Below are 17,217 nucleotides of genomic sequence, written 5' to 3'. Positions count from 1 at the left end.
GATGAGCCAGGCGGCGCAGAATCTGAACTGGTTGATCACCAACTTCGTGGAGAACACCCCCGGGGTGTCCCACACGGTCGTGGTCTCCGCGGACGGTCTGCTCCTCGCCATGTCCGAGGGCTTCCCCCGGGACCGCGCCGACCAGTTGGCGGCGGTGGCCTCCGGTCTGACGTCGCTGACCTCCGGCGCCTCGCGCATCTTCGAGGGCGGGACCGTCAACCAGACGGTGGTGGAGATGGAGCGCGGTTTCCTCTTCATCATGTCCGTCTCCGACGGGTCGTCGCTGGCCGTACTGGCGCACCCCGAGTGCGACATCGGCCTCGTCGGCTACGAGATGGCCCTGCTGGTCGACCGTGCGGGCACCGTCCTCACGCCCGATCTGCGTGCGGAACTGCAGGGCAGTCTGCTGAACTGAGTACCGGCGGCGTCCGCAGCGCCGCCGCGCCGGTGACCCCTCATCCATTCACGCCGTACCCCCCACCGGCCCAACCCGACGACACGTCAGTTGTCCCGCCCGGAGGATCCATGACCCCGCCACCCGCCAATTCCGGCCCGTACGGCGCCTACAGCCCGGCGTCGTACGGGAGCGAAGGTGACCAGCCGCTGGTGCGCCCCTACGCCATGACCGGAGGCCGGACCCGGCCGCGCTACCAGCTCGCCATCGAGGCACTGGTCAGCACCACCGCCGACCCCTCCCAGCTGCCCGGGCTGCTGCCCGAGCACCAGCGGATCTGCCACCTGTGCCGCGAGGTGAAGTCGGTGGCGGAGGTCTCCGCGCTGCTGCACATCCCACTCGGCGTGGCACGCATCCTGGTGGCGGACCTGGCGGAGGCCGGGATGGTGGCGATCCACCAGCCGGGCGGCAGCGGCGAGGCGGGCGGCACGCCGGACGTGACGCTGCTGGAGAGGGTGCTCAGTGGACTTCGCAAGCTCTGACCCCGGCCAGAGCCCGGCCCGCGCCACGACCTCGGCGAAGATCGTGGTGGCGGGCGGCTTCGGCGTGGGCAAGACCACGTTCGTCGGGGCCGTCTCGGAGATCAATCCGCTGCGCACGGAGGCCGTGATGACCTCCGCGTCGGCGGGCATCGACGATCTCAGCCACGTCCAGGACAAGACGACCACGACCGTGGCGATGGACTTCGGCCGGATCACCCTGGACGAGGACCTGATCCTGTACCTCTTCGGTACGCCGGGCCAGGACCGCTTCTGGTTCATGTGGGACGACCTGGTGCGCGGCGCGATCGGCGCGGTCGTCCTGGTCGACACCCGGCGGCTGGCCGACTGCTTCCCGGCGGTCGACTACTTCGAGAACAGCGGCCTGCCCTTCGTCATCGCCCTCAACGGCTTCGAGGGACATCAGCCCTACACCCCGGACGAGGTCCGCGAGGCCCTCCAGATCGGGCCGGGGACGCCGATCGTCACCACCGACGCGCGGCACCGCGCGGAGGCCAAGAGCACGCTCATCACGCTCGTGGAGCACGCGCTGATGGCCCGCCTCCAGTAGTGCCGGCCGGGCGGCCCGCCCCGCCATCGGGCGTGGGCCGTACGGCAGTTGTTCCCGGGGGTTCCTCACCCCTGCCCTGACGCGGTTGCGGCCGCCCGACCCGGTGATCTGTGTCCTTCGACACGCCGGTTCAGGGCTTCATAACGTTTCGACAGTGAATCGGCCCGCCATCGACACCGCGCGCGCATGCCCGGCTTCGCTGCGCTCACATTTCTCCCGCCTTTTGCCGCGCCTCGCCCTTAACGCCCCTTTTATCTGGCGCCTTTGACGAGCCGCTCCGGCTGTTTTCAGTGTTTGGAACGCACCGCCCTGACGTGCTGAAATTCGCTGAACTCCGGAGTAGTAACGCCCAGAAGAAACGGCACTGCCAACCCGTGCCGTCGCCGAGAGGTTGTTGGTCGAGTGAGGCGAGGCACGACGAGCCCCGAGCCGCAGGAACCGCGGCGGGGCAACTTCACGCCGCCACCCCGTGAGGGTGGCGCACCGGCTTCCGATGCCCCCGAGACCCCGGTCGCGAAGCCTCCGGTCAGTGGCGGCAAGTACTCCCCCCGCAACTGGCGGGTGGCCACCCGCCTGAACGCCATTCTGCTGATCCCGGTCCTGGTGGGCCTGGTCTTCGGCGGGCTGCGCGTCAACGGCTCCCTCGGCACCTGGCGGGACGCCCAGGACGCCGAGAACACCGCGAAACTCGTTCGCGCCGCGCTTTCCTACAGCAACGCCCTCATCGACGAGCGGGACCGCACCGCCGCGCCGCTGCTGAAGGGCCGCACCGACGACCCCGTCGTCCAGGAGGCCCGGGACACCACCGACCAGGCCGCCCAGGCGTTCCACGAGGCGGCCAAGAGCATGCCGGACAAGCCGGGCCTGCAGCGCCGGCTCGCGCTGTTCGAGAAGACCGAGCCCAAGCTGGCGCAGCTGCGCAAGGTCGCCTTCACCGCCAAGCTGCACGGCGTGCAGACCGAAGAGGGCTACGTCGAGATCCAGCACCCGCTGATGGAGTTCGCCAACGAACTCGGCCTCGGCACCGGCAACATCACTTCCTACGGGCGCACCGTCTACGCCGTCGCACTGGCGAAGGCCGCCGCGTCGCTGACCCGCTCGATCGGCACCCACCTGCTGGTCGACCCGGCGTCCCCGCAGGCCGGCAAGGAGCACAAGCAGCAGCTGACGGCGTTCGCTTCGTACCGCTACCTGGAGGGCATCGCCATCGGCGAGTACACCTCCGGCGGCACGCCCGACGACGAGGCGCGGCTGAAGTCGGACGCGGCCCGGCTCCAGCAGGCCGCGCAGCAGCAGGTCGCCCGGGCGAAGTCGCAGGCGGAGGCCGCCGGCCGGACCTTCCGCGCGCCGCCGTCGCTGGACCAGATGACCACCCTGATCGCCTCCGGCGCGACGCCGGACGAGCTGGCCCTCAAGGGCGTCACGCCGGACGCGTACTTCCAGGCGTCCACCGGCAAGTTCGACATGTACCGGGGCATCGAGAAGGACCTGGCCGACAAGGCCGTGAACGAGGCCGCGCAGATCTCCTCGGACGCCAAGTGGTCCACCTTCCAGGACTCCGCCATCGTGCTGGCCGCGCTGATCGTCGCGTTCGTCGTGGCCGGGCTGATGGCCCGCCGGATGAGCCGCAACATGCGGGCGCTGCGCAACGCGGCCTTCGGCGTCGCCGAGCAGCGTCTCCCGCTGCTGGTCGACCAGCTCTCCCGCACCGACCCCGGCCGGGTCGACACCCGCGTGGAGCCGATCCCGATCGCCACCACCGACGAGATCGGCGAGGTCGCCCGCGCCTTCGACCAGGTGCACCGCGAGGCGGTCCGGCTGGCCGCCGAGCAGGCGCTGCTGCGGGGCAACGTCAACGCGATCTTCACCAACCTCTCCAGCCGCAACCAGGGCCTGATCGAGCGCCAGTTGGAGCTGATCACCCACCTGGAGAACAACGAGGCCGACCCGGACCAGCTGGAGAACCTCTTCCGGCTCGACCACCTCGCCACGCGCATGCGCCGCAACGGCGAGAACCTCCTGATCCTCGCCGGCGAGGAGCCGGGCCGCCGGTGGAACCAGCCGGTGCCGCTGATCGACGTGCTGCGGGCCGCCACCTCCGAGGTCGAGTCGTACGAGCGAATAGAGCTCAGCGGCGTCCCGGAGAGCGACATCCACGGCACCGCGGTCACCGACCTCATCCACCTGCTGTCCGAGCTGCTGGAGAACGCCACCACGTTCTCCTCCCCGCAGACCAAGGTGAGGGTGGCCGCGACCCGGCTGCCGGACGGCCGGATCATGATCGAGATCCACGACAAGGGCATCGGGCTGACCGCCGAGGACTTCTCGGACATCAACCACAAGCTGGCCAACCCGCCCAGCGTGGACGCCGCGATCTCCCAGCGGATGGGCCTGTTCGTGGTCGGCCGGCTGGCCGACCGGCACGGCATCCGGGTCCAGCTGCGCCCCTCGGGCGAGCAGGCCGGCACCACGTCGCTGGTCATGCTGCCGGAGGCGATCACCCACGGCGGTGGCGGCGACGAGCAGTTCGACGACACCTTCACCGTCTCCCGGATCGTCCCCGAGCACCAGCAGCAGGGGGCGTACGAGGCGGGCCAGCGCACCGCGGCCGAGCTGGGCTTCGACGACGGATTCCAGGCGCACGACGGACCCGGCGCCGGGCTGGACCCGGTGGGCCGCTCCCTGCTGCGCGAGGAGCGCCGGGCGGCCCTGGAGGCCCAGACGGGCGCCGGCCGGCCCGCGCCCGAACCGGTGGACGAGCGGCCGCTGTTCCGCGACGAGGTGTCCGCCGGCGGCCACGACCACCGCGCGGCGTACGAGGACCACCGAGCGGCGTACGAGGATCACCACGCACCCTATGCGGAGCCCGTTGCGCCGTATGCGGAGCCCGGCGCGCCCCTCTACGACGACCGCTCCTCCGGGGTCGACGCGTTCGGCGCGCCCGCGCCCGCGGAAACCACCGGGCAGTTCTACGCCCCGCAGGACGCCGGTGCGCCCGGCGGCTGGCCTGAACCACCTGCGTACGACGGGCACTTCGGAACCGAAGCGGAATCTGACCGGAATCCACCTGCCGCTCCCGCTGATGCGTCCGAGCGCGTAACATTCGAGCGTCCCGGCCCGACCGCGAGCGTGATCCACTCGCTGACCGAAGCTGGCCTTCCGCGCCGCGGAGCCGGCTCGCCGCACGGTCAGCAGGAGCCCGCAGCGGAGCCCGGCCAGGGCGACGGCCCCGCCTGGCGCAGCGAGAACGACGATCGCTGGCAGCGGGCGGGCCGACTGCGCCAGCCGTCGGCCGGCGGGGTCACGTCTTCCGGCCTCCCCCGGCGGGTGCCCAAGGCCAACCTGGTCGAGGGCACCGCGGAGCAGAGCGCGCAGGGCGGCCCCCAGGTCTCCCGCGCCCCGGAGGACGTCCGCGGCAGGCTGAGCAATCTGCGCCGCGGTGTCCAGCAGGGGCGCAGCGCCGGCACCGGCACGGACCCCTCCTCGGGGGTCCCCCAGAATGACCAACAGGGCTTCGGCCCCGGCAGCACCTACGATCAGGAGCGTTAGTGTGAGCCCGATGAGCCAGGCGGCGCAGAATCTGAACTGGTTGATCACCAACTTCGTGGAGAACACCCCCGGGGTGTCCCACACGGTCGTGGTCTCCGCGGACGGTCTCCTCCTCGCGATGTCCGAGGGCTTCCCCCGTGACAGAGCGGATCAGCTGGCGGCGGTGGCCTCCGGCCTGACGTCGCTGACCTCCGGCGCGTCCCGCATCTTCGAGGGCGGCAACGTCAACCAGACCGTGGTGGAGATGGAGCGCGGTTTCCTCTTCATCATGTCCGTCTCCGACGGGTCGTCGCTGGCCGTACTGGCGCACCCCGAGTGCGACATCGGCCTCGTCGGCTACGAGATGGCCCTGCTGGTCGACCGTGCGGGCACCGTTCTCACGCCCGATCTGCGTGCGGAACTGCAGGGCAGCCTTCTCAACTAGCAGACAGGCAGTGCGTTTCCCGCCACCGCGCCATAGGGTTCGGTGGCGCGACCGGCGTCAGACAGGCAAGTTGAAGGAGGAGACGTGGCAACGCCCCCGAGCGGCTACCCGTATGGATCCGGACAGCAGTCCGGCCCCCAGGGCGAGACCCATCACAACCGCTTCAACTTCCCGTCTGCGCCGAGCCGCAGGCCGCAGCGGCTCCAGCCGCCGCAGCAGCCGCGGCATCCCGCTCAGCAGCAGGGCCCGTACGGTCCGCCCTACGGGCCGTCCGAGCCGTCGCCGTACGACCAGCCGCAGGCGCCGCGCATCCAGCCGGTGCAGCCGCCGCGGCCGAGGCCCGAGCCCTCCGCCCCCACCGGGGGCGCGAACAACCCGCTCGTGCGGCCGTACGCGATGACCGGGGGCCGGACCCGGCCGCGCTACCAGCTCGCCATCGAGGCGCTGGTCAGCACGACCGCCGATCCCGCGAAGCTGCAGGGCCAGCTGCCGGAGCACCAGCGCATCTGCCACCTCTGCCGCGAGATCAAATCAGTGGCCGAGATCTCGGCCCTCCTCTCCATCCCCCTCGGCGTCGCCCGGATCCTCGTCGCCGACCTGGCGGAGGCCGGACTCGTCGCCATCCATCAGCCCGGCGGGGACGAGACCGCCGGTGGACAGCCAGATGTGACACTGCTCGAAAGGGTGCTCAGTGGACTTCGCAAGCTCTAGCGGTGCAGCCCGCTCCACCACCTCGGCGAAGATCGTGGTGGCGGGCGGCTTCGGCGTGGGCAAGACCACGTTCGTCGGGGCCGTCTCAGAGATCAATCCGCTGCGTACCGAAGCCGTGATGACCTCCGCGTCGGCGGGCATCGACGACCTCACGCACGCGCCGGACAAGACCACCACGACCGTGGCCATGGACTTCGGCCGGATCACCCTGGACCAGGACCTGATCCTGTACCTCTTCGGTACGCCCGGTCAGGACCGCTTCTGGTTCATGTGGGACGACCTGGTGCGCGGCGCGATCGGCGCCGTCGTCCTGGTCGACACCCGCCGCCTCGCCGACTGCTTCCCCGCGGTCGACTACTTCGAGAACAGCGGCCTGCCCTTCGTCATCGCCCTCAACGGCTTCGACGGGCACCAGCCGTACACGCCCGACGAGGTCCGCGAAGCGCTCCAGATCGGCCCGGACGCGCCGATCATCACCACCGACGCCCGCCACCGCAGCGAGGCCAAGAGCGCGCTCATCACGCTCGTGGAGCACGCCCTGATGGCCCGCCTGCGGTAGCGGTGGCGCCCGACGGCGCGCGCTTGCCGACGAGCCGTACGCGAAGGCCCCCGCACACCTGCCAGGTGCGGGGGCCTTCGCGTACCGGCCTGCGGCCGGTGCTCTCAGCCGTCCACGAAGTGGTCGAACTCCCCGGCCTTGACGCCCAGGATGAACGCCTTGAGGTTGGCGGGGGTGGTGGTGAGGACGACGTCGGGGTCGTCGCTCTCGCGGAGCTTGATGGTGTCGCTGTCGGGGGCGGCGACGTAGAGACACTGTGCGCCCTCGCCGCTGAACGACGACTTCTGCCACTCGTGTATGGGCATGGCGTTCCTCTCAGACGGTCTTTGCGATCCGGCGGATCAGATCACGCGACTTGGCCGGCGTGAGGGCTCGGGATTCCAAGCAGTCCAGCACCGTCCGGTACTTCTCCAACTGATCCTCGGCATGCATGAAATCACAGCCGTACTCGGTATCGACTTCGACGGTATCCAGTGCAGGAACTGGGCCGGAGACGTAGACGTATGGCTGACCGGACACGGGAACCGAAGCGTCGCCGAACGGGATGACGACGACCGAGATGTGATCGTGTTCGCTCATCTCGGCAAGGTGGTTGAGCTGCCCACGGGACGCCTCAGGGCCTCCGAAGCCCATCCGCAGGGCAGCCTCGTGGACGATCGCGGTGTACGGAGTGGGCCGATCACCGAACAGCACCGCCTGCCTTCTGATGCGGAAGGAGGTGCGGTGCTCCAATTCGTGTGCCGGCAAAGGGGGAACATTCGCGCGGAAGGTCGCGCGTGCATGCTCCGGCGTCTGCAGCAGGCCAGGCATGTGGATCACGACCGCTACGCGCAAGGCCGTCGCGGAGTGCTCAAGCTCCGCGACATCGACCAGCCCACCGGGCAGGAACTCGCGATACTCCTCCCACCAGCCACGCGTCCGCCCTCCCGTCATCCCGGCGAGTCCCTCGACGTAGTCCGGATCCGCGCAGCCATAGCCCGCCGCAAAGGCCCGCACCCGATCGGCGCTCACCGCGTGCCGGGCCGCTTCGATGTTGCTGATCTGCGCCGGCTTGACGCCAAGGCGGTTGGCCGCCTCGCTCGACGAGAGACCCGCTCGTTCCCGCAGTTTCCTCAGCTCAAGGGCAAGTCGCTGCTGCCGCAGGGTGATTGGCTTACTCGACGGCATCCGCTTCCCTCTCCTCACCCGTCAGGAACGACCGCCGTCACCCACACAGGTGGACTGTAAATTCTTAGCTTTCCCACTAGAGCAATATATATCCAGCTGGGCTACCGTGTGTGACGTGAGCCACTCCATCGGCTCCCCCAACTCCCTGAGCAGGAGGACTCCATGAACACCGTAGCGTCACAGGCCAACGACCCTGAGCACACGGGCAACTCCCACCCCGTGGGCACCCTGCACCCCGAACTCGCGGCCATGGCGAACGAATTGGCGCCGCGGCTGTTCGCCGTCGCGCAGCAGTACCCCGTCGGCGACGGGGAGTTCGACGGGCATATCGCCGCCTGGGGGCTGGCGTACGAGGACGGGCGGGCGCAGGTGATCAGCGCGAGCGGACGGGCGCATTACAGCCTCGGCTCGGCGGAGAGCGCGGTGCGTTGGTTCGGGAGGCCGGCGGATACCCAGGCGTGGCTGATCTGGCCGGGGGCGGCGACGCTCTCCGCCTGAAACGTGAGCGGCACGGACAGACGACGGCGGCCCCCACACCGAGGTGCGGGGGCCGCCGGAACGCAAAAGCGGGTCAGCGCTGCCAGCTGGTGGCGCCGTGGAAGCCGGTCTGGCGCTCCAGGCGGCGCCAGCGGGCCGCCGAGGTGCGCGGGCCGGGGACGGCCGACGGGCGGTGCGCGGCGCGGGCCAGGAGGACGGCGGTCAGCGCGGCCAGCTCCTCCTCGCTGGCCTGGCCCTTCTCGACGCGGATGGGAGCGTCGGTGACGGCACTGGGGGCAGTGTTCACTGCGGTCTCGATTCTCCGTGGTGGGATCAGGAAGGACGGTGGGCGGCGCGTGGGCTACTGCGGCGGGTTGCCGTGCTTGCGGGCCGGCAGGTCCGCGTGCTTGGTGCGCAGCATCTCCAGGGCGCGGATGAGGGTGTGGCGGGTCTCGGCGGGGTCGATGACGTCGTCGACCAGGCCGCGCTCGGCCGCGTAGTAGGGGTGCATCAGCTCGGACTTGTACTCCTTGACCATGCGGGTGCGCATGGCGTCGGAGTCGTCGGCCTCGGCGATCTGCTTGCGGAAGATGACGTTGGCGGCGCCCTCCGCGCCCATCACCGCGATCTCGTTGGTGGGCCAGGCGTAGGTGAGGTCGGCGCCGATGGACTGCGAGTCCATGACGATGTAAGCGCCGCCGTAGGCCTTGCGCAGCACGATCGAGATCCGCGGGACGGTGGCGTTGCAGTACGCGTAGAGCAGCTTGGCGCCGTGCCGGATGATGCCGCCGTGCTCCTGGTCGACGCCGGGCAGGAAGCCGGGGACGTCGAGGAGGGTGACGATCGGGATGTTGAAGGCGTCGCACATCTGGACGAAGCGGGCGGCCTTCTCCGACGCCTCGATGTCCAGGACACCGGCCAGCGACTGCGGCTGGTTGGCGATGATGCCCACCACCCGGCCGTCGAAGCGGCTCAGCGCACAGATGATGTTGGTCGCCCAACGCTCGTGGATCTCCAGGTACTCGCCGTCGTCGACGATCTCCTCGATGACCTTGCGCATGTCATAGGGGCGGTTGCCGTCGGCCGGGACCAGGTCCAGCAGCGCGTCGCCGGAGCGGTCGGCGGGGTCCTCGCAGGCCACCACCGGCGGGTTCTCCCGGTTGTTGGCCGGGAGGAGGGAGAGCAGGTAGCGGACCTCTTCGAGGCAGGTGACCTCGTCGTCGTAGGCGAAATGCGCCACCCCGGAGGTCTCGGCGTGCACATCGGCACCACCCAGGCCGTTCTGGGTGATCTCCTCACCGGTCACCGCACGGACCACGTCGGGCCCGGTGATGAACATCTGCGAGGTCTCACGGACCATGAAGACGAAGTCCGTCAGCGCCGGCGAGTAGGCCGCACCACCGGCACACGGGCCGAGCATCACGCTTATCTGCGGGATGACACCGGAGGCCCTGGTGTTGCGCTGGAAGATGCCACCGTAGCCGGCGAGCGCGGAGACGCCCTCCTGGATACGGGCACCGGCACCGTCGTTGAGGGAGATCAGCGGGGCACCGGCCTGGATGGCCATGTCCATGATCTTGTGGATCTTGGTCGCGTGGGCCTCGCCCAGCGCACCGCCGAAGATCCGGAAGTCATGCGCGTAGACGAAGACGGTCCGGCCGTGGACCGTCCCCCAGCCCGTGATCACGCCGTCCGTGTACGGCTTCCTGGCCTCCAGCCCGAAACCGGTGGCCCGGTGCCGACGCAGCGGCTCGACCTCGTTGAAGGAACCCTCGTCCAGCAGCAGGTCGATCCGCTCGCGCGCCGTCAGCTTGCCCTTGGCACGCTGCGCTTCAGTGGCTCGCTCGCTGGGGCCTCGCCGCACCTGCTCACGGATCGCGTGCAGTTCGGCGACGCGCCCGCGGGCGTCGTTGGCACCGGCGGGCACATCTTCGACAGTGGTCATGTATCGACGGTACGTGGGCGAGGGCCCACACACCGATGTCGGTTTCGTACAACGTCGGGCGCGATTTCGTGGGCAGGCGGTACAGAACCACGCTGCACGAGGCCCGACTGCCGGGCTGTGACGGGGTGGACGCGGTGTCCAGCGTCTGTACGGTGCCGACAAACGCCGGCCGGGTGACGTTGTGCTGGTCGGAGGCCGGCCGTAGTGCCGGTGATCAGCGCAGCAGCACCGTGCAGCGGTGGGTGGCACAGGCCGTGCCTGGGGCCAGCCGCAACCGGAGCACGGCGCCGGCGGTCAGCACCGCCACCGCCGGGTCGTGTCCCAGGACCGCGCGGACCGGCCGTGACCAGGTGATCTCCAGGGTCTCACCGGTGCGGGCGGGGGCCGCGGCGCACAGCGTCGCGGTGCGGCCCCGGCGGCCGGGCGCGGGCCGTTCGCGGACCAGCACGCTGGCGGGGCCGTCGGCGGCGAGCGGGCCCGCGGTGCCGGCCCGCCAGAAGTTGGCGGCGGTTACGCCGAGCGGGTCCACGGCGATCGCCTGGCGGTCGGCGTCGTTGGCGAGGACGGTCAGCCAGTGCCGGTCGGCGGCGCGGGCGGCCAGCGCGCGCCGGGTGGCGCCCGGCATCAGCAGGTAGGCGTAGCCGGCGTCGGTGGGGTCGGTGCCGTGGTCGTACCACAGGGTGAGGTAGCGGCGGGTGTACGGGTCGCGGGTGGACGTGGTGTTGATGTCGGACCAGCGGCCGGTGCGGTCCTCGCGCAGGACGTGCAGGGCGGGTCCGCCGGGGGGATCGGGGAAGACCCAGCCGCCGTGGCCGTCGAGGTGCGCCCAGCGGGCGCGCCCGAGGACGGTGGTGCGGCCGGGGGCGGCGGGCCTGCGGGTGCCGTCGACGGTGAGGGCGGCGGTGCCCCGCTCCCCCAGGTTGCGGTTGTCGACGACGGTCTCGGCGGGGACGCCGTCGCGGGAGGTGATGCCGGCGCCGAGGCAGACCACGCAGTCGGCGAGGGCGAACCAGGACTTGCGGGCGGTGAGGGTGGAGGCCAGGCCGCGCAGGTGCTGGCCGAGGGCGGCGTAGCTGCCGTCGGTGGTGCCGCCGACCCAGCGGACGTCGGGTCTGGGCTCGCCCCAGCCGCCGCCCTCGTTGTCGGCGAGGCGCTTGGTGGAGACGGTCGTGCCGGGGAGCCGGTAGGGGTCGACGGTGGGCCAGAAGGCATCGGTGTACTGGTCGCCGGCCCGGCCCGCGGGCCACCAGTAGAGCATTCCGGAGCCGGTGTGCCAGCCGTGGCGGTTCTCGCCGTTGCCGTTCTCGTAGTGGGTGATGCGCTCGGAGGCCATGGCGAGGCCGGCGGTCCAGCCGGGGCGGCGGTGCACGGCGCGGTCCATGGCGGGGAAGAGCCGGTGGCCGAGGGGTTCGGGGGCGGCGGGTGCGGGGCCGCGGTCGACGGCGGCCAGGCGGGCGAGGTCGGCGACGGCGAACTGGCGGTCGGTGAGCACCGGCAGGGTGCGGTCGCGGGCGATCCAGCCCTTGATCAGGGCGTGCCAGCGGTCGCGTTCGACGGGGCTCGCGCCCTCGGCGAGCAGGGCGAGCGCGGCGATCACGGCGTGGCCGTGGCGGTGGTCGCTGTGCAGCAGGTGGCGTTCGTCGGCGCGGAGGTAACCGCGGCTGACGGCACGGCCGTTGACGCTGTCCATCATCAGGCCGTCGTGGAGCAGCGGGGCGTAGGCGTGCTCGACGCTGTCGAAGACGATCTGCCGACCGGGGTCGGTGATCTCCCAGGCGGAGCCGCGCAGCAGGGTGAACAGGCGGCCCAGGCCGTCGAGGAGGACCGCGCCGTAGGTGCCGGAGTAGGCGACCCAGGTGTGCTGGACGAACGAGCCGTCGGCGTAGAGGCCGTCGCCGTGGGTGACGTAGGGGAAGACCGGGGAGAGGGCGTCGCGGGCCAGGGCGAGCTTGCCGGGGGCGCGGCCGAGGACGCCGCGGACGGCGACGACCCGGCAGAGGTCGACGCGGTTGGCGCCGGTGCTGGTGCCGGTGTAGGAGCCGAGCGCCCGGTCGGGGACGAAGTGGTCGACGGCGGCCAGGCAGCGGGTGCGGAGGTCGTCGCCGGTGCCGCCGGGGAGGTGCTCGTCGAGGACGGCGAGGGTGTCGAGGAGGAGTCTGGGGCTGCCGATCTGCCATTCCCACCAGTTGCCGTAGGGGGTGGTGGCGGGGTGGTAGACGGTGCGGTCGAGGTGGTCGAGGCCGGTGGTGACGGCGGTGGCGAGGTCCCCCTCGCCGGTGCGGCCGGTGCCGGGCTGGGCCCAGGCCAGCGCCATGGTGGCCAGGCGGCTGTAGCTGCGGGTGATGCCGGTGGGCGGGTCGTACGGACAGTCCGCCCACAGCGAGTGGGGCTCCGGGCGCATACCGGCCGCGTGGCGGCCGGCGAGTTCCCCCGTCTCGCGGAGGACGGCGGCGTACGGCGCCGCGGCCGGGTCGTACCCGGTGCCGAGCGTCAGCTCACACCAGCGGGCCCGGAGGGTCCGGAAAGGATCCGGGGGTTCCCCGGCTACGGCCGACGCCGGGGCGGCCCGCCCCGCACCGATGGCGGCGCCCGCCGCGAGGAACTCCCGCCGTGACCACATGCGTTGGCCCTCCCCACGTTGTCGGCTCCCCCGCCGTAGGGGTTCCCTTTGCTGCGCCTTCGGCGCATCGGGTCCGCTGCGCGGGGCTTTCGGGTGCGGTGCCGGTCCTCCGGGGCCGGTGGGGGTGAACGTAGACCCTCAACCGCCCGCAGTCGACCACCCGCGTCCGCCCCCGCCGGCCTTCCCCCACCGCACCCGACAGCCCCGCGCAGCGGCGACGCAGTCAATGCGCCGCAGGCGCACACGGCAAGCGCCGCCAGGCGCAAGCAAGGCGAACCCCTACGGCGGGAAAGCCGACGACGTGGGGGGGGTCACCCCTGCGGGGGCACGCCCGCGCGCAACAAGCCGTACGCGTACGCGTCATCCAGTGCCTGCCAAGACGCCGCGATGACGTTCTCGGCGACGCCGACCGTGGACCACTCCCCGCGGCCGTCGGTGGTGGAGACCAGGACCCGGGTGGTCGACCCGGTGCCCAGGGCGCCCTCCAGGATGCGGACCTTGTAGTCCACCAGCTCCATCGACGCCAGCTGGGGGTAGATCCGCTCCAGGGCCACCCGCAGCGCCCGGTCCAGCGCGTTGACCGGGCCGTTGCCCTCGGCGGTGGCCACGATCCGCTCGCCCTTGGCCCAGAGCTTCACGGTCGCCTCGTTGGCGTGGGTGCCGTCGGGGCGGTCCTCGACGATGGCGCGCCAGGACTCGACGGTGAAGTAGCGCAGCGGCCCGCCGCGCACCTCCTCGCGCAGCAGCAGCTCGAACGAGGCGTCGGCCGCCTCGTAGGTGTAGCCGGCCAGCTCCCGTTCCTTGACCCGCGCCACGACCCGGCCGACGACCTCGCGGTCGCCGCCCAGGTCGATGCCGAGCTCCTTGCCCTTGAGCTCGATGGAGGCGCGGCCGGCCATGTCGGAGACCAGCATCCGCATGGTGTTGCCGACCAGGGCCGGGTCCATGTGCTGGTAGAGGTCCGGGTCCACCTTGATCGCGGAGGCGTGCAGCCCGGCCTTGTGGGCGAACGCGGAGACCCCGACGTAGGGCTGGTGGGTGGCGGGGGTGAGGTTGACGACCTCCGCGATGGCGTGCGAGATCCGGGTGGTCTCGGCGAGCTTGCCGAGCGGCAGCACCCGGCGGCCGTACTTCAGCTCCAGGGCGGCGACGACCGGGAAGAGGTTGGAGTTGCCGACGCGTTCGCCGTAGCCGTTGGCGGTGCACTGGACGTGGGTGGCGCCGGCGTCCACGGCGGCCAGGGTGTTGGCTACCGCGCAGCCGGTGTCGTCCTGGGCGTGGATGCCGAGCCGGGCGCCGGTGTCCGCGAGGACGGTGCGGACCACCGCGGTCACCTGCGCCGGAAGCATCCCGCCGTTGGTGTCGCAGAGCACCACGACGTCGGCGCCGGCCTCGTACGCGGTGCGCACGACCGCCTTGGCGTAGTCGGGGTCCAGGGCGTAGCCGTCGAAGAAGTGCTCGCAGTCGAGGAAGACCCGGCGGCCGTGGGCGCGCAGATGGGCGACGGTGTCGCGGACCATCGCGAGGTTCTCCTCGGGCGTGGTGCGCAGCGCCAGTTCGACGTGGCGGACGTGAGACTTGGCGACCAGGGTGACGACCGGGGCGTCGGATTCCAGGAGCGCGGCGACCTGAGGGTCGTCCTCGACGCGGACGCCGGCCTTGCGGGTGGCGCCGAAGGCGACGAGCCGGGCGTGCCGGAAGTCGATCTCCTTGCGGGCGCGCTGGAAGAACTCGGTGTCCCGCGGGTTGGCGCCGGGCCAGCCGCCCTCGATGAAGCCGACGCCGTAGTCGTCCAGGTGGCGGGCGATGGTGAGCTTGTCGGCGACGGTCAGGTTGATGCCCTCGCGCTGTGCGCCGTCGCGCAGCGTGGTGTCGAACACGTGGAAGTCGTCGGGGACGGCGGCTTCGGGAACATCCGTCATGCTGGTCTGGCTCCTGTCGGGTCTCGGTCTACCGGAATAACCGGTTCCACCGTCCCTCCATGATCCCTCGCGCTCCGCCTCCGGTGAACGGGTGGGCCCGGAAACGAAAAAACCCCTCGCGGGTGCGAGAGGTCTGCGCGCGGGTCGGGGACGACGATGGCCGCTCCGTACTCGGGTCGTACGGGCGGTCACTGCGGACCGGCGCGCCTGCTGCCAATAATCATGGCGAACGAGAGCACGGGGGCAGTCTGGCACACGACCGCCCCCGTCCCGGCGTCCGTCTCAGGATGCGAGCACGCGCTCGGCGGTGCCGTCGCCGCTGTCCTTGCCGACCCGGTGCAGGTCGATGGTCCGGGTCTCCCGCATCGTCAGGTAGACGATCAGCGAGACGGCGGCGCAGCCGGAGACGTACCAGTAGAAGCCGGACTCGATGCCGCCGTTCTTGAACCACAGGGCGACGTATTCCGCGGTGCCGCCGAAGAGGGCGTTGGCGATGGCGTAGGGCAGGGCGACGCCCAGGGCGCGGATGCCGGTGGGGAACAGCTCGGCCTTCACGCAGGCGTTGATCGAGGTGTAGCCGGTGACCACGACGAGGGCCAGCAGCGACAGGCCCAGGGCCGGCCAGAAGGAGCCGGCGTGCTTGAGCAGCGTCATGATCGGCACGGTCAGGAAGGTGGAGCCCACGGCGAAGGTGACCAGCAGCGGGCGGCGGCCGATCCGGTCCGAGAGCCGGCCGGCCAGCGGCTGGAGGCACATGAAGAGGAACAGTGCGCAGAAGCTGACGAGGGAGGCGGTGGGCTTGGACAGTCCGGCGGTGCCGGAGAGGTACTTGGTGAGGTAGGTGGTGTACGTGTAGTACGCCACCGTGCCGCCCATGGTGAGGGCGATGACGAGGAACGCCTCGCGCTTGTGGGCCCACAGGGCCTTCATGGTGCCGCGGTCGGGGTCGCTGTGGGCGTGGTCGTCGTCGGCGTAGACCTCGGTCTCCAGCATGTTGCGGCGGAGGTAGAAGACGATGCCGGCGCCGAGTGCGCCGACGATGAACGGGATCCGCCAGGCCCAACTGTGCAGCGCCTGCTCGGACATGCTGCGCTGGAGGATGATCTGGAGGCCCAGGCCCAGCAGCTGGCCCGCGGTCATGGACACGTACTGGAAGCTGGAGGCGAAGCCGCGGCGGTCGGGCGCGGACGCCTCGGTGAGGTAGGTGGCGCTGGCCGCGTACTCGCCGCCGACGGAGAGTCCCTGGAGCATCCGGGCCACGAGCAGTACGGCGATGCCGCCGTAGCCGGCGACCGCGTAGGTGGGGGCGACGGCGATCAGGATGGCCGAGGCGGACATCAGCGTCACGGTGAGGGTGAGCGCGGCTTTGCGGCCCCGGCGGTCGCCGACCCGGCCGAGCACCCAACCGCCGACCGGGCGCATGAAGAAGCCGACCGCGAAGATCCCCATGGTGTTCATGAGGTTGGCGGTGTCGTTCCCCTTGGGGAAGAACGCGTCGGCGAAGTACACCGCGAAACTGGCGTAGACGAACCAGTCGAACCACTCGACCATGTTGCCGGCCGAGCCGACCCAGATCTTCTTCCATTGCTCTCGTCCCATAGCCGATCACGGTCGCCCAGAGCGGGCCGGGCGGCAAGGGCCGGGGCGGCAACGATCGCGCGTACTTGCGTGCGTTGCGGTCACGGCCGCGGGGCGTAAGGGGTCAGGCCGGGGGCGGGGTGAGGGCCTCGTCGAGGAAGGTGCGGACCTCTTCGCGCACCCGCTCGCGGTCGGTGCCGGGGAGGCCGACGACCAGGTGGGTGCCGAAGCCGTCGAGCAGGGCCCGGGTGCGGGTGGCGAAGCGTTCCGCGTCGACGGGCCGGAACTCGCCGCGGGAGGCGCCCTCGACGAGCAGGGCGACCAGGTCGCGGTGCCAGGCCAGCTCCAGGTCGAGTTGGCGTTCGCGGGTCTCGTCGTCGGCGTTCTGGGAGCGGACCCAGACCTCCAGCCACAGGGTCCAGCGGGGGTCGCGGTGGCCTTCGGGGAGGTAGAGGTCGATCAGGGCGTCGAGGCGTTCGCGGGCGGAGCACCGGCGGGCGAGGGCGGCCCGGCGTTCGGTGCCGAGCTGTTCCTCGCTCCACTGGAGGGTCTGGAGCAGCAGTTCGTCCTTGGTGCCGAAGTAGTAGAGGATGTGGCCGCTGCTCATGCCGACCTCGCGGCCCAGTCCCGCCATGGTCAGCCGGTCCAGGCCCTCGGCGGCGATGGTGGCCATCGCCGCGGCCAGCACCTGCTCGCGCGGCTGGCTGAGCCGCCGCCGGGGACGGCGTACGGGACCGGGCACGGGGACCTCCGGGGTCGGG

General features: G+C 71.2%; 16 protein-coding genes. 8 read left to right on the top strand and 8 right to left on the bottom strand.

Going from position 1 to position 17,217, the window contains the following annotated elements:
• Position 1 precedes the first annotated feature (1 nt).
• From K2224_RS13630 to K2224_RS13600, 7 genes are all read left to right on the top strand, one after another.
• On the top strand, positions 2 to 415 hold the full coding sequence (locus K2224_RS13630) for a roadblock/LC7 domain-containing protein (protein ID WP_221909680.1): 414 nt from the start codon (positions 2 to 4) through the stop codon (positions 413 to 415).
• Positions 416 to 525: 110 nt separating this feature from the next.
• Positions 526 to 936 carry a DUF742 domain-containing protein gene (locus K2224_RS13625; protein ID WP_221906823.1) on the top strand — a complete coding sequence of 137 codons (411 nt, stop codon included), beginning with the start codon at positions 526 to 528 and terminating at the stop codon, positions 934 to 936.
• Positions 917 to 1,504 carry an ATP/GTP-binding protein gene (locus tag K2224_RS13620; protein WP_221906822.1) on the top strand — a complete coding sequence of 196 codons (588 nt, stop codon included), beginning with the start codon at positions 917 to 919 and terminating at the stop codon, positions 1,502 to 1,504. Before K2224_RS13625 ends, K2224_RS13620 begins: the two co-directional genes overlap by 20 nt.
• A 402-nt stretch (positions 1,505 to 1,906) precedes the next feature.
• A complete protein-coding gene (locus K2224_RS13615; RefSeq protein ID WP_398195219.1) occupies positions 1,907 to 5,053 on the top strand; it encodes a nitrate- and nitrite sensing domain-containing protein in 3,147 nt (1,048 codons plus the stop codon).
• Positions 5,054 to 5,063: 10 nt separating this feature from the next.
• Positions 5,064 to 5,477, top strand: coding sequence for a roadblock/LC7 domain-containing protein (locus K2224_RS13610; RefSeq protein ID WP_221909678.1), 414 nt, complete (start codon positions 5,064 to 5,066; stop codon positions 5,475 to 5,477).
• Between the two features lie 84 nt (positions 5,478 to 5,561).
• Positions 5,562 to 6,188, top strand: a complete 627-nt coding sequence (locus K2224_RS13605) for a DUF742 domain-containing protein (RefSeq protein ID WP_221906820.1) — start codon at positions 5,562 to 5,564, stop codon at positions 6,186 to 6,188.
• Positions 6,169 to 6,747: an ATP/GTP-binding protein gene (locus K2224_RS13600; RefSeq protein ID WP_073447656.1), complete on the top strand. Its 579-nt coding sequence runs from the start codon at positions 6,169 to 6,171 to the stop codon at positions 6,745 to 6,747. The genes K2224_RS13605 and K2224_RS13600 overlap by 20 nt, the downstream gene beginning before the upstream one ends.
• A gap of 104 nt (positions 6,748 to 6,851) precedes the next feature.
• On the opposite strand, the gene K2224_RS13595 is transcribed toward K2224_RS13600, so the two are convergent.
• The gene (locus K2224_RS13595) at positions 6,852 to 7,052 is read right to left on the bottom strand and encodes a DUF397 domain-containing protein (protein WP_221906819.1); all 201 of its coding nucleotides are present in this window, start codon (positions 7,050 to 7,052) and stop codon (positions 6,852 to 6,854) included.
• Between the two features lie 10 nt (positions 7,053 to 7,062).
• Entirely contained in the window at positions 7,063 to 7,914 is an 852-nt protein-coding gene (locus K2224_RS13590) for a helix-turn-helix transcriptional regulator (RefSeq protein WP_221906818.1), read from the bottom strand.
• A 162-nt stretch (positions 7,915 to 8,076) separates the two neighbouring features.
• Here K2224_RS13590 and K2224_RS13585 point away from each other — a divergent pair, with 162 nt between their 5' ends.
• Positions 8,077 to 8,412 carry a hypothetical protein gene (locus tag K2224_RS13585; RefSeq protein ID WP_221906817.1) on the top strand — a complete coding sequence of 112 codons (336 nt, stop codon included), beginning with the start codon at positions 8,077 to 8,079 and terminating at the stop codon, positions 8,410 to 8,412.
• A 73-nt stretch (positions 8,413 to 8,485) separates the two neighbouring features.
• On the opposite strand, the gene K2224_RS13580 is transcribed toward K2224_RS13585, so the two are convergent.
• From K2224_RS13580 to K2224_RS13555, 6 genes are all read right to left on the bottom strand, one after another.
• Positions 8,486 to 8,698 carry an acyl-CoA carboxylase epsilon subunit gene (locus K2224_RS13580; RefSeq protein ID WP_221906816.1) on the bottom strand — a complete coding sequence of 71 codons (213 nt, stop codon included), beginning with the start codon at positions 8,696 to 8,698 and terminating at the stop codon, positions 8,486 to 8,488.
• 54 nt (positions 8,699 to 8,752) lie between these two features.
• Positions 8,753 to 10,336 (bottom strand): acyl-CoA carboxylase subunit beta, encoded by a 1,584-nt coding sequence (locus tag K2224_RS13575; protein WP_221906815.1) that lies wholly within the window; start codon positions 10,334 to 10,336, stop codon positions 8,753 to 8,755.
• Positions 10,337 to 10,550: 214 nt separating this feature from the next.
• Positions 10,551 to 12,956, bottom strand: a complete 2,406-nt coding sequence (locus K2224_RS13570) for a polysaccharide lyase 8 family protein (RefSeq protein ID WP_221906814.1) — start codon at positions 12,954 to 12,956, stop codon at positions 10,551 to 10,553.
• Positions 12,957 to 13,267: 311 nt separating this feature from the next.
• Positions 13,268 to 14,878 carry a citramalate synthase gene (gene cimA / locus K2224_RS13565; RefSeq protein ID WP_221906813.1) on the bottom strand — a complete coding sequence of 537 codons (1,611 nt, stop codon included), beginning with the start codon at positions 14,876 to 14,878 and terminating at the stop codon, positions 13,268 to 13,270.
• 282 nt (positions 14,879 to 15,160) lie between these two features.
• Positions 15,161 to 16,477 (bottom strand): MFS transporter, encoded by a 1,317-nt coding sequence (locus tag K2224_RS13560; protein WP_221906812.1) that lies wholly within the window; start codon positions 16,475 to 16,477, stop codon positions 15,161 to 15,163.
• A gap of 103 nt (positions 16,478 to 16,580) precedes the next feature.
• Positions 16,581 to 17,198, bottom strand: coding sequence for a TetR/AcrR family transcriptional regulator (locus K2224_RS13555; protein ID WP_221906811.1), 618 nt, complete (start codon positions 17,196 to 17,198; stop codon positions 16,581 to 16,583).
• Positions 17,199 to 17,217 lie beyond the last annotated feature (19 nt).

It is taken from the genome of Streptomyces sp. BHT-5-2, from assembly GCF_019774615.1.
Taxonomy (GTDB): domain Bacteria; phylum Actinomycetota; class Actinomycetes; order Streptomycetales; family Streptomycetaceae; genus Streptomyces.
This window is presented reverse-complemented; position numbering and strand designations above follow the sequence as displayed.